At 62.5% G+C, this 12334-nt stretch carries 13 protein-coding genes; 4 read left to right on the top strand and 9 right to left on the bottom strand.

The genetic code is table 11. The annotated features are described in order from the left end of the window. The first annotated feature begins 539 nt into the window (after nucleotides 1-539). From IVA74_RS16485 to IVA74_RS16470, 4 genes are all read left to right on the top strand, one after another. A complete protein-coding gene (locus tag IVA74_RS16485; protein WP_247345769.1) occupies nucleotides 540-848 on the top strand; it encodes a hypothetical protein in 309 nt (102 codons plus the stop codon). Nucleotides 849-1700: 852 nt separating this feature from the next. Beyond that, nucleotides 1701-1943, top strand: a complete 243-nt coding sequence (locus IVA74_RS16480; RefSeq protein WP_247345766.1) for a hypothetical protein — start codon at nucleotides 1701-1703, stop codon at nucleotides 1941-1943. Continuing rightward, on the top strand, nucleotides 1912-2199 hold the full coding sequence (locus IVA74_RS16475) for a hypothetical protein (protein WP_247345763.1): 288 nt from the start codon (nucleotides 1912-1914) through the stop codon (nucleotides 2197-2199). Before IVA74_RS16480 ends, IVA74_RS16475 begins: the two co-directional genes overlap by 32 nt. Before the next feature lie 345 nt (nucleotides 2200-2544). Beyond that, on the top strand, nucleotides 2545-3264 hold the full coding sequence (locus tag IVA74_RS16470; protein WP_247345760.1) for a hypothetical protein: 720 nt from the start codon (nucleotides 2545-2547) through the stop codon (nucleotides 3262-3264). Nucleotides 3265-3544: 280 nt separating this feature from the next. Here IVA74_RS16470 and IVA74_RS16460 read toward each other — a convergent pair whose 3' ends face one another. The 9 genes from IVA74_RS16460 to IVA74_RS16420 all read right to left on the bottom strand — a co-directional run bounded on the left by IVA74_RS16460 (nucleotide 3545) and on the right by IVA74_RS16420 (nucleotide 12324). Then, on the bottom strand, nucleotides 3545-4282 hold the full coding sequence (locus IVA74_RS16460) for a hypothetical protein (protein WP_247345757.1): 738 nt from the start codon (nucleotides 4280-4282) through the stop codon (nucleotides 3545-3547). 36 nt (nucleotides 4283-4318) lie between these two features. Beyond that, nucleotides 4319-4513: a hypothetical protein gene (locus IVA74_RS16455; RefSeq protein ID WP_247345755.1), complete on the bottom strand. Its 195-nt coding sequence runs from the start codon at nucleotides 4511-4513 to the stop codon at nucleotides 4319-4321. Nucleotides 4514-4557: 44 nt separating this feature from the next. After that, complete coding sequence (locus IVA74_RS16450) at nucleotides 4558-4785, bottom strand: hypothetical protein (RefSeq protein WP_247345752.1); 228 nt, start codon at nucleotides 4783-4785, stop codon at nucleotides 4558-4560. A gap of 174 nt (nucleotides 4786-4959) precedes the next feature. Then, nucleotides 4960-6225, bottom strand: a complete 1266-nt coding sequence (locus IVA74_RS16445) for a site-specific integrase (protein ID WP_247345749.1) — start codon at nucleotides 6223-6225, stop codon at nucleotides 4960-4962. Between the two features lie 341 nt (nucleotides 6226-6566). Then, entirely contained in the window at nucleotides 6567-7538 is a 972-nt protein-coding gene (locus IVA74_RS16440; protein ID WP_247345746.1) for a tripartite tricarboxylate transporter substrate binding protein, read from the bottom strand. A gap of 59 nt (nucleotides 7539-7597) precedes the next feature. Further along, nucleotides 7598-8728 (bottom strand): iron-containing alcohol dehydrogenase, encoded by a 1131-nt coding sequence (locus IVA74_RS16435; protein ID WP_247345742.1) that lies wholly within the window; start codon nucleotides 8726-8728, stop codon nucleotides 7598-7600. A gap of 16 nt (nucleotides 8729-8744) precedes the next feature. Next, nucleotides 8745-9779: a 4-hydroxythreonine-4-phosphate dehydrogenase PdxA gene (gene pdxA, locus IVA74_RS16430; RefSeq protein WP_247345738.1), complete on the bottom strand. Its 1035-nt coding sequence runs from the start codon at nucleotides 9777-9779 to the stop codon at nucleotides 8745-8747. Next, complete coding sequence (locus IVA74_RS16425; protein ID WP_247345735.1) at nucleotides 9776-10882, bottom strand: four-carbon acid sugar kinase family protein; 1107 nt, start codon at nucleotides 10880-10882, stop codon at nucleotides 9776-9778. Before IVA74_RS16425 ends, pdxA begins: the two co-directional genes overlap by 4 nt. Beyond that, entirely contained in the window at nucleotides 10879-12324 is a 1446-nt protein-coding gene (locus IVA74_RS16420) for an FAD-binding oxidoreductase (protein ID WP_247345733.1), read from the bottom strand. Before IVA74_RS16420 ends, IVA74_RS16425 begins: the two co-directional genes overlap by 4 nt. Nucleotides 12325-12334: the final 10 nt, after the last annotated feature.

Raw genomic sequence — 12334 nt, 5'->3', positions numbered from 1 at the left:
GATTTATGGAAATTGCCAGCATAAGAGCGGGCCTCAAGGAAGCAGCACTTTCCCACCCACGACGCGCAGTAGCTCGCGGGCGCTTGGACCTACTAGGAATCGATGTGCGAGGTATTTACGATGGCGCTTTGATGGCGGCATGCCTCGTTCTGTCCGACCCACCTACGACAAGCGGTAGCTCGAGCGCGTTCCGAGCTACTAGCAATCGATAGTTTGCGAGGTGCTTACGATGCCGCTTTGATGGCGGCATGCGCGCTCGTCGATACACGAAATGGTCCGGCCACTATCCTCCCCGCAGCCCTGCGGAATGGCTGGCCGACGGCCAGCGACCTGCAACATCCAATGCCTGAACGGCCGCTGTCATCGCAGGGCCGACGTGCGGCTCGATACATTCCCGCAGGATCAGCCGTGGTCGCGCGTCGGCTTGCGCCTGGTCTGCTCCGCATGCGGCGCCGCAGGATCTGTGCATATCGTCCCCAACTGGCATGACAGTCGGGGCAAGTCAGGCCAAGCATGGGGGTTGAGGTTTTGATTCCACAATGAAACTCGTGACAGAACGTCCCTTCGCTGATCCGGAAGTCGCCGCGCGTAAGTTGGTCGAACTTGCGGCTGCCATTCAGCCGGTACAGGACGGTCGCATCCACACTGAGAAGATCAACTATCCCTTCCTCTACACTCTCAAGGGAAGCGGCGCGGAGTTCGGCGCCGGCATCAGGTGCGCCATCGAGAAGGGCTGGCTCGAGCTCCACGAGAGCGGCACCTATGTGCGGCTGCTGGTGCGAGGCGCCAATTTTGTTGGCACTCCGTTAGGAACCGAGCCCTCATCATCCGGTTTGCTGTCTCGCTAGCTCGCCCAAGCTGGCGGAGCGGCCCCGGCGTCCCCCTGCATGAGCCGCCAAGCCGGGGCCGTCTCTCATCCGTCAGGTGACCGCTAGCAGTCCGTGGCGCCGGACCAATGACTCCCGCCTACGCTCGATTGCGAAAGCGCCGATACCTTTGGGGGGCAGATTCAACGTTCGACAAGTCGCCCTCACCGAGAATCGCAGGAACGAGTTCGTCGTTCACAACCTTCTCCATAAGAAATCGTGCAAGCTTGGAGCGAGAGATTCCGCGTTCCCTTGCTGCCTTTTCTAGATACTCATCTTCCAGAGGAATGACGATGTTCTTGATAGCCACAATGTGTCCCCGTGATGCTACTTGTCTCATATTTGCCCTCGTTTGCTGACCGGCAAAGTTGGTGAGAATTGGAAAGTACTGTGGCGATAAACCAACGTATACACGCCGAGTCCTGCAGATGTGCGTGCGTCCATCGAGGACGCTGCCCTTTAATATGAAAGGATAGGCCCGCCAGCGTGAACCGGCGGATGTTGTGGCAATCGAAAGCTATGAAACGCGTCCGGCTGCTACCTGCTGAGCACCGCCGGCACACTCGTTGATGATCGCAGGGGCCCTGCTGGTGGGTGCCGGCTCTATTGGGCTCCTCTTCAGCGGAAGGAAGGCGGACCGGGTTGATCGACCTCCAGACGAGCCGATCGATCTGCCGGCCTTGCCGCTCCTCAACTCCAGACCAAAGAACGACGCATAGTCACCCTACGACGCGCGGTAGCTTGAGCGCGTTCCGGCCGCTAGCCGATAATCTGACGCAGGTTTTGCCGAGTGGATTCCGGGAACGTTCGGTTAGTGCCGTCATTTGGAGAGCTATGACGAGCACGACCGTAGTTCTCATTCCCGGCATGCTGAAAACGCTTCGTCTGGTGCGCGTCTACGGCTTTATGGTCGAGCGCAAAGACGGCTTGTATTACCCCGGCAGCAACCAGCCGGCATGCTCGAAGGCTTTGGCAGAGAAGATGGTTGAAGGCGGCTGGCTGATGAAACACGGAGAGCGTTATCAGCCTACAGAGAAGGGTTGGCATGCAGGAGAAGCCGGTTCGGATGTCACGTAAGCCAAGTGAATCCCGGGGTCGACCGCTCAAGATCACCTTCGGCGAGATGCGCGAGATGGGCTTACGCCACGTCCTGATCTACTGCCATTGCGGTCATAACGTTGCTCTTAGCGCCGATCGCTGGCCCGACGATGTTCGCTTGTCTGATATCGAGCCGCATTTCGTCTGCGGCGGATGCGGCAACCGAGGGGCTGAGGTCAGGCCGGACTTCGAAAGCGGCAAGCCGCCGCAACTTGCGGCCTCGAAGGCCCGTTAGCCACGCCGCGGCGGCGCCCAAAAAGCCGGCCCCGCAGGAGGATGAATCCTTTGAGGCCGGAAGGTCTTCGCTACGCTGCTCCGAGACACAGCCCGGAGCTGGAAGGGAACGCCCTCGGATTGCCAGTTGTTCCCGAGTCGCAAAATACCGCTAAACGTCTATCTTTTTACCGATGCGTATGGCGTACGAACTCTGCTTGGCGACTGCTGGCAGCAAGGGCATGCCGCCGTATTGATTTCAGAGCACCCTTTCGTGGACTTCGTAGACGAAGGTTACTCGCTATTCAGCCTTGCCCAGGAACTTCCCTCGCGCATAGATTGCGCGAGGGAAGTTGGGGGATGAGGAATGGAATATCGCGTCGACAACCGTGTCGTTCTGAGCACCGACAGAGAGCACAAGAATCTCTATTCCTGGTCCATCAAGGAGTTCGACCCACGGGGAAAGCAGATCGGTGGCGATCATATCCCCTGGGCGTGGGGCTTGAGCTTCGAAGCGATCGAATTAATCCCGACCTGCAACCTCCGCATCAGCACTGAAAATGGAGAAGCGGAAACCAGCAAGGCTGAAATCTCAGAGTATATTTATGGCAAGCTACGGCCGTCGGTCGAGGCGAGGCAGTCTGGCTTCTACTCTATGTTCGGCACACAACGTGGAATACCGGAATTTGGATTGTTCGTTTACCAGGCGACCGACGGGCAGGATCGATGCCGGCTATGGGGCACTATCCGCTACGAATCTGAATGGGACTTCGAACGCCAAACGCAAGAAGATAGTGTCCAAATCTACGTGCATCTATCGGCTGAAAAATTTGATCACCTCATGGGCTTCGTAAAGTTTCCAAGACCGACTAGTGCAGAGCTTCGCCTGAAAGGCGTGTCGGGATTTTATTCGGAATGGTCGCCGTCGATACGAACCGACAACATCAAGATTTTGGCCAACGCTAAGGACCAAGGATTGGAAGACCCTCAAGGGCTATCATTTGATCCGCCGGTTTTAGGCCACGTGCAAGAATTCGACCTGCGGTTTGGGCAGCAGTATCCTCTCATTGTCAAGGAGAGAAGTTAGACTGGACGGAGATCCATCGCCTCTATCGCTGTAACGCGATCCCGCAGCGGACGTTCCGGCAGCACGCCATACCGGCTGATGAGCCATTCTACATTTTTGCACTCCGGCCGGATTTTTCGCACGTAACTCTGAGCCACAACGCTATAGGCGAACTTAGGACATCCTCGCTTTCGGTGGCGACGACCTTCGCGATCTGCCGCTGCACCTGCGAAAGTCCAGGCTTGAGCGGCTGCCAGCGCACCGCCCCGACGGGATCACCGTCGCCCCCTTTGAGCGTCGATCACTCAGCCGCGGACGCGAGCGAGCCGAGCACGTTCAGCGCCTCCGGCTCCTGGCGCCGGTACAGCTCGTCGAAATCTGCGCCGGATTCGGTCAGCAGTGGGTCGACCAACGGTTTCGCCCACACGCGGAAATCGGTCGGGTGTGCGACGTCGCCGGCCACCCTGATTTCCTTGTCGGCTTGCCGAATGAGTTCGTCGGCCATCTCCATGGCTGCGACATCGGCCGCAATCTTGGCCAGTTCGGTGCCGTGCGTTTGCCTGAGCATGTCGTTAACGAGTTCGTTGTGGACGCTCTCGGGAACGTTGCTCACGACGGCCGGCGCCCTGGCAACGGCGGCCGCAATGTCCGGATGCAGCCGCTGCGCGAGGTCGCGCTGCTCTTGCGGAAGCCCGCGGACATACGCACGATATTCCTGATCCTGCAGGAAGCCCGCCAAGTCGTCCTTTTCGCGCGCCGGCAGTTTCGGCAGGGACGATTTAATGTCGGCACGCAGTTTTCGCAGCGCTACCCGAGCTTGGGCGTTGCTGGCGACATAACTGCCGATCTCCTCGCGCTTCGCGGCCTTTCGTCCCATCTCGTTGAGGTGTTCCCATCGCGGGGACTTCTCGGCGCCGGCGGCCTTTTCCTTCGCGCTGTTCTTGATCCCAAGCTGGATCCGCATGATCTCGCCGATCTGCTTTTGCACAGGGCGGTTGACGTTGAGCTGGTTGATGAAGTCGGCGATAAACTTGGACACTTGAGATTTCCTCTTTGAAGCGGATCGGTGCCGGAATTACTTCCGCTCGTCGGGCGGCATGACGATAGTCACGCCGTTGACGGTGCTCGACATGGGAAAGGGCGGCGACGACTTCTGCTGGCCGAACGAGCCGTCTGACTCCATTCGGTGCTGACCGCGCGAGTCGACGTGGTGACCGAACGAGCCGTCCGACTCAACGAGCGGGGTAGCGGGAATGACGACCTTGGGCATTGTGTTGGTCCTTGAGCGTTGTGAGGGGTTGCCTTGGCTCGCGATTAGGCGGCGGCGCTTGCGCGCGGCGCGCTACTGGCTTGGAAGCTGGCGAGGAAGGTGGGAACATGCATGCCCCAACGGCCGGCGATCTTCTTTGCGCCAGGTACGCGGTCTTGCTCGAGCATGAACCAAGTCGCTTCTTTGGAGCGACCAAGGTATTTGCCGATATCAACGGCACCCCAAACGAACTCGTCGGGATTTGCGATGGGTTTTGAAGTTTGGACTTTCACAGCGAGACTCCGCAGAGGCTCGCGTGCGGGCACTAAGGCCGAAAGCGAGCCACGGTGTGGCTTCAAGCTCCCGGCAGCATCCCGCTGTCGTAAAGGACCTTCGGCATCCCGCCGCAGGCCCCGTAGAGAGTACGTGTATCCAGTATTGTGCGCTAAAGCTTAATCAAACGTTACCTAACCAAACTTGCCCTCCGCTGCAGCCAATTCAGCCGAATCGTCGACTCGCGGAAATAGGTGGCCGTACAGATCGGCGGTGATGGCAATGTTCGAGTGTCCAAGCCGCTCACTTACCACCTTAAGCGGAAGTTCTAAACCGCCGTCCACCTTGCGATTTATGCACCAGCTCGCGAAGAAATGGCGAAGGGCGTGCAGGCCGGTATACTTCGCAGTGAGCGTCGCTTTGCCGTCCTCGCCACGAACAGCCTTTCCTTCATTGTCCAAGGCTGGCGCGATCACACCCGCGGCGACCATAGTTGGTATTAGTCCGCGAGTGATGATGTTGGCGTGCGACTCGACCTTTCCAGTGCCGTTCGGAAACACGTAGTGCTGCGTTCCTTCCGCGCCTCGGGGACATTTCAATTTCCACTCTTTGAGCACCTTCAATGTGGTCGGAAGAATCGGCACGGTGCGCTCGCCGGCTTCCGATTTGGGTCGTCCGATCTCGTTGTAGGCGTCGGCGCGCTGATGCACGTGCAGTTCGCTCTTTTTCAAATCGACGTCTTGCCAGCGAAGGCCGCGCAGCTCGGAAGCACGCAGCCCGCACCGGATCGCCACGAGCAGGAATGGCCGCCACCGACCATCGGCCGCCCCTAGTAGGGCTTCGATTTCTGACGGGGTGGGAATGTGGACGCCGATTTTCAACTTACCCTTGGCCCGGCGTTCGGCTCTACGCTCCTTGCCGCGCTTCCGGCCCGCTTTGAGGCTGCGGACGACATTCTGGCCAACGTGGCCACGCTCTTGGGCGTCAGCGAGCAAGGAGCCGAGCGAGCCGGTTACCCGCTTGATCATGTCGGCCGACCTTGGCGACGCCTCGGATTGGCCAGGGGCGGTGACACCCTTCCGGAGCCGATCTTGCCAGTCCCGAACCACGCCGATGGTCAGCACGGACAGCTTCAGGCCGCCGAGGTAAGGGTTGATGTGGTCGCGTAGGTGCTGCTCGTACCCATCCCGGGTCGTGCGTTCCAGATCCGCACAAGCGTCAATCCAGTTACGGCCGGCCTCCGCCACCGTTCGGCTTTTTGACGCTGGAACGTGCGTGCCTTTCCCTAGATCGACTCGAACTTGGGCGTGGAACGCGTCGGCATCCTTCTTGCGATCGAACGTCTTGATGACCCGCTTACGCTTGCCGCGGACGTCCAGCTCGGGGATCGAATACTGCACCACATAGGCTTCGCGCGTTTCGCCGGATGTGGTTGTCCAAGTCCGCTTCCTGATCGACATTGGGCGCCATCCTTCACTCTGCTGCGCTTGAGTGTACACGAGGCGCAACAAAGGCGCAACACAGAGCCGATTTGTTCAATTGATTCAACGGGCGATTTAAGACTCTGACTCTGTTTGTCTAGGTTCGAATCCTAGTTCCCCAGCCACTCCAGGTAAGCCGCTCACAAACAGACCGTCAGAGGTGGCGCTCTTCCTCGAGCGCCTTCATCCTATGCTTCTCGACCGGATGCGACGAGCCAGCTTCGCGCATACACGAAGCTTTGGCGGGACCGGCGCGACAGGCGCCAAGCCGCGATCCGGCCCAAGCCACTTCGAACGTTGCCAGACGGTCGACCTGGCTCCTAATCCAGCTTGATGTTTGCGGCTTCGATCACCTTCTTCCAACGCGCGGTTTCGGCGGCGATGTAGGCCGCGAACGGTTCGGAATCCACCGCGACCGCGGCTGCGCCGAGCTCAGCCATCTTCTGCACTGTCTGCGGCTGCTGCATGAAGGCGCGGATCTCGGCGGAGAGCTTTTCGACGATCGGCTTCGGCGTCGCCGCGGGGACGAAGAAGCCGTGCCAGGCCACGGCCTCGAAGCCGGGCAGGAATTCGGCAACGGCGGGCATTTCCGGATCGAAGGCGGCGCGCTTGGGCGTTGCGGTCGCAAGCATCGCGAGTTGGCCGGTCTTCACCTGCGGCAGCAGCAGCGGCACGTTGTCGAAGGCGAGATCGATCTGGCCACTCAACAGATCCGTCAGCATCTGGCTCGAGCCCTTGTAGGGCACGTGCACCATCTTGGTGCCGGTCATCTGCTGAAACAGTTCGCCGGCGAGATGCTGCGAGGTGCCGACGCCGGCCGAGCCGAACGAGACCTTGTCCGGGTTCGCCTTCAGAAAGGCGATCAGCTCCGGCACGGTGCGCGCCTTGATCTTGTCGGGGTTGACGACGAGAACGTTGGGCACGACGCTGATCTGGGCGACCGGCGCCAGATCCTTGTCCGGTTGGTAGCTGAGCTTCGGCCCGTAGAGCGTGGGATTGATTGCGAGCGCGGACGTGCTGGCAAGCCCAAGCGTGATACCGTCAGACGCAGACTTCGCCAGCCGCGTCACGCCGAGGATCGAACCGGCGCCGCCGACATTCTCGACCACGAACGGCTTGCCGAACTTCATCTGAAGATGGTTGGACACCATGCGGGCAAAGATATCCGCGGTGCCGCCGGCAGCGAAGGGAACGATCACCGTCACCTGCTTGGACGGATAGCCGTCCTGGGACTTCGCCGGCGACGTCGCCAGCAGCACGGTTGAGGCAAGAACAAGCCACATCGATCTCATCGAAGTTTCCTCTGCATTTCCTATTGTTGATTGGCTGCCGCGCGCGTGCGCGGAGACGACTAGAACGCGACCTCGTAGATGCCCAGGATCGCATCCCGCCCGAGGTCGCGCGGATTGTTGTCGAGCAGGCGGCGAATGGCGTGCGCCTCGTCGGCCATCACGCCGAGATCGTCCCGGGGCACGCCGAGCGCAGACAACCGCATCTCGATGCCGAGATTCCTGCAGAACCCATAAGTCGCCTCGAAGGCAAGCTTCGCATCACTCTGCGCCGGCAGTCCGAGTGCCGCGAGCACCGCCGCCGTCTTCGCCTCGGCCGCCGGCATGTTGAACGCCAGCGTATGCGGGAAGATCACCGCGCAGGCGAGCCCGTGCGCCACATGATGGCGCGTCCCGAGCGGATAAGCCACCGCATGGCCGGCGGTCGTATTCACCGGCCCGAGGCAATAGCCGCCGTACAGCGAGGCCAGCGCCAGACCCGCGCGCGCCTCGCGATCGCCGCCGTCGGCAACCGCGCGCTTGAGATATTGGCCGACCAGCCGGGCGCCTTCGAGCGCGTAGAGATCGATCGCCGGATGCGCCTTGCGGCTGGTATAGGCCTCGACGCAATGCGCCAGCGCATCGACACCGGTGGCCGCAGTGATCTCCTCCGGCACGGTCATCGTCAGGTCTGGATCGACGATGGCGATATCGGCGAGCATAAAGCGACTCTGCACTGCCTGCTTGTTTCGGCTGACGGGATCGGTGACGAGTGCGCGGGTGCCGGCCTCGCTGCCGGTGCCCGACGTGGTCGGAATCTGCATCAGCGCCACGCTGCGGCCGGCCACCTTCTCGGGACCGACGATATCGGCAAAAGCCACCTCAGAGGTACAGAGCACAGCCACCAGCTTGGCGAGATCCATCGCACTGCCGCCGCCGAAGCCGATGACGAGATCGGGCTTGACCTCGCGCGCCATCGCCACGGCCTTGTCGAGATTGGGCAGGTCCGGCTCGGGCTTGACCTCGCCGAACACCTTCACTGCACCCGGCAGCGCCAGCGTGTCGACGCGGCGCGCGTTGAACGGATCGGAGATCACGAGCGGTCGTTTGGCGCCGATGCGCTCGGCGAAGCGCGCCGCTGCGGTGATTGTGCCGCAACCGAATTCGAGGACGGCGGGGCGAACAATTTCGATGGGTGTGAAGGCGTTGGTCATCGTGGGCTCGATCTCGTCACTTGGATGCGGAGGCGCCAGCGGCCAGCCGTTCGGCATAGTCGATGGCCTCGATCAAGCTGTGCTCGTTGGCGATGCCCTTGCCGGCGATGTCGAAGGCGGTGCCGTGATCGACTGAGGTACGGATGATCGGCAGGCCCAGCGTGATGTTGACGCCGGAGAGCTCCTGCCAGCGGCCAGTCGCGGGATCGATCTGGAAGCCGAGCAGTTTGACCGGGATATGCCCCTGGTCGTGATACATCGCCACCGCGGCATCGTACTGACCGGCGCGCAGCTTGACGAAGATGGTGTCGCCGGGCACGGGACCGACGACGTCGAGGCCGTCAGCGACCGCTTTCGCAATCGTCGGCGCGGACACGTCGATGTCCTGGCGGCCGAACAGGCCGCCCTCGCCGGCGTGCGGATTGAGCGCGGCGATGGCGATCTTCGGCTTGGCGATGCCGAGCCGCAGCAGCGCATCGTTGGTGAGGTCGATGACCATGCGCAGGCGCTCCGGCGTCAGACGCTTCGGCACGTCCTCCAGCGCCACATGGGTCGAGACATGGCTGACGCGCATGTTGCCGTGGGCGAGCAGCATCACCGAGCCGCGCACACCGGTGAGATGCGCCAGCATCTCGGTATGTCCAGGGAAATGATAGCCGGCCTTGTTGAGGGCTTCCTTGTTGAGCGGAGCCGTGACGATGGCCGCGGTCCGTCCCGCCTGCGTCAGGCGCACGCTTTGCTCGATCGCCTTGTAGGCGAAGCGTCCGCCGTCCGCGCTCAATACGCCGGGCTTGATCGGGTCGCCCTCGACGTCGGCCTGGAGGAAGCAGAGGTTCGGCCAGTCACGATCCTCAGCGCTCACTTCCGGGATCGCAATGCCGGCACTGAGCGTAGCTTTCGCGCCATCGAGCGCCGCGCCACTGCCGATGATCAACAGACGCAGATCGCCCGTCGCGATCCGGTCCTTCAGCCCGACGCAGGCCTTGACGATGATCTCCGGCCCGATCCCGGCCGGATCGCCCATGGTGATGGCAAGATGGCGAGAGGTCATGTCGGACTCTCCTTGTTGAGCAAATGATTGATGTGGAGCAGATCGCGCCAGAGCTCACTGGTGCCAAATGCGCCTGATTTCGAGATGACATCGACGCCGGCCCAGCGGCCGCCCTGCAAGATCGAGCGCGGCAATCCCGGCACGATACGTCCTGTCACCTGCAGCGCATGCGCGCCAAGGGCAACGCATGCGGCCTTCAAAGTCTCCCCGCCGGCAACGATCAGCGTGCCCGGCGGTTCAAGCGCTGCGATCAGCGCCGTCATCTCGCGAGCGATCCGCCGTGCCGCCTCGGCGCGGGTCAGACCGTGGGCGAGGGAGAACTTGACCAGCGCCACGCCGTCATCGGCCAGCTTGCGTTGGACGTGCGTCGTGCCCTCACCTTCCGCAAGCGCGACGGCGGCATCACCGCAGGCAGAAAGCTGGGAGGCGGTGGCAGCCTGATCGGAGCCGAACAGCCCCAGCACCGGCAGCTTCAACCGGCCCGGCGCATCGGCGCGATGGCTGCGGGCGAGCGCGCCGGCCAGCCCGCCGCTTCCGCACCAGAGCACGGGCCCGGGCATGCGCCGTCCCATTTCGACGACATGATCAAGCTCGATATCGCTCTCGGCATCAAAAACCTGAACGCCGCCTTGCGAGAGCGTATCGGCCCGGCCCTGCCGCGCTTCGATGCCCTCGAGTTGCAATTGGGTCAGGAGATTCTCTCCGACCCGATGCCAGCCGCCTTGCACCGTGCGCGCAAATTGCTGCCCACGCACGGTGCGGCGCCCCTGATAGTGGAAGGCAGGCGCGACCACGCACGACGCCCAATGGCCGCTACGCAGGCAGGCGCCGAGCTCGGCGGCCCATGCGCCGCGCAGCAGGCTATCCACCTTCTTGTAGGCGATGGTCGCCTCGCGGAGCAGCGGCGCCAGCCGTCCGACGATCTCGATGCTCTCGGCCTTCGACCGCTCGCGGCTGCCGCTGTCGATCGCGAGGCTTCCGGAATCCTGTGAAGCGGACGCTTCCGGCCAAGTGACGTTGAACGGTCTGCACAGGCCGACGAACTCCGCGGCGGTATCGAGCGCGCCGGTGAGATCGTCGGCAAGCAGGCGGACGCTTGTCATCGTCGCGTGCCTCCGACATTGAAGATCTTGCCGGGGTTCATCAGGCCCTTGGGATCGAGCAGTTGCTTGATGCCGCGCATCAACTCGATATCGAGGGGATCGGCGACGCGGGCAAGCCGGCCACGATTGGTGATCCCGATGCCGTGTTCGGCACTGATCGCCCCGCCCTGCACTGCGGTCTCGTCGTCGACGATCTCGTTGATCTCAGCCACCAGCGCGGCTGTTGCGTCCGGATCCTGGCAACGCGCGCGGTCGATCAGGGCGATCACGTGGATATTGCCGTCGCCGATATGGCCGTGCATCACGACGCGCGCATGCGGCACCGCGGCGTTGATCCGGGCCTCGACATTGGTGACGAAGGCAGCCTGACGCTCCAGCGGCACCACACTGTCGTGCGACACGACATAGCCGCTGCGCTTGTTGCCTTCGGAGACGCTGTGCCTGACCGCCCAGATCGCCTTCGCCTGCGCGAGGTTGGACGCCAGGATGACGTCTTCGGCGAGCCCTGCCTCCATCGCGGCTGCGAGCACCGTGGCGAGCGGCTCATCGAGATCGACGCCCGCGAGCGTGTCGGTCAGCTCGACGATCAGGTACCACGGCGTCGTCAGCTCGAACGGGATCGTGACATGCGGCACGGTCTCCGCGATCACCTCGATCTGCGAGCGCGACATGATCTCGAGGCTGCCGAGCCGGTCGCCGACCGCACCGCGCAAGCGTTGCATGATCTCAAGCGCCTGCTCGACGCCCTGCAATTTGAGCAGCGCCAGTGCCGAGCTGCGCGGCGGCGAAAACAGTTTCAGCACGGCTGCGGTGACGATGCCGAGCGTCCCCTCTGCGCCGATGAAGAGCTGTTTGAGCGCGTAACCGGTGTTGTCCTTGCGGAGCGCATGCAGGCCGTTGAAAATTCTCCCGTCGGGCAGCACGACCTCCAGCCCGAGCACGAGATCGCGCGTCGGCCCGTAGCGGAGCACAGCCGTGCCGCCGGCATTGGTCGAGATGTTGCCGCCGATCTGGCAGGAGCCTTCGGCACCGAGGCTCAAAGGGAAGTAGCGATCCACGGCACGGGCCGCATTCTGCACCTCGGCGAGGATGCAGCCGGCCTCCACGGTGATGGTGTTGGCGAGCGGACTGACGTCGCGGACGGCCCGCATGCGGTCGAGCCGGATCACGACGTTGGCCGTACGCTCGTCCGGCGTCGCGGCGCCGCACATGCCGGTGTTGCCGCCTTGCGGTACGATCGCGAGCTGCCTTGCCGCGCAGAACTTGACGACGGAGGCGACCTCTGCGGTCGAGCCGGGCTTCACGACGGCGGCGGCGCGACCGTGATAGCGTCCGCGCCAGTCCACCACATAGGGCTCCTGGTCGGGTCCGGACGCGATGACGTGCTTGTCGCCGACGATGGCGGCAAGCCCGGTCAACGCATCACGGTAAGAGTCGGACATCGGATCGCCT

Origin of the sequence: Bradyrhizobium sp. 132, assembly GCF_023074185.1 — a bacterium.
GTDB lineage: Bacteria > Pseudomonadota > Alphaproteobacteria > Rhizobiales > Xanthobacteraceae > Bradyrhizobium.
The sequence above is the reverse complement of the archived record's forward strand: the minus strand, read 5'-3'. Positions and strand labels throughout refer to the sequence as shown.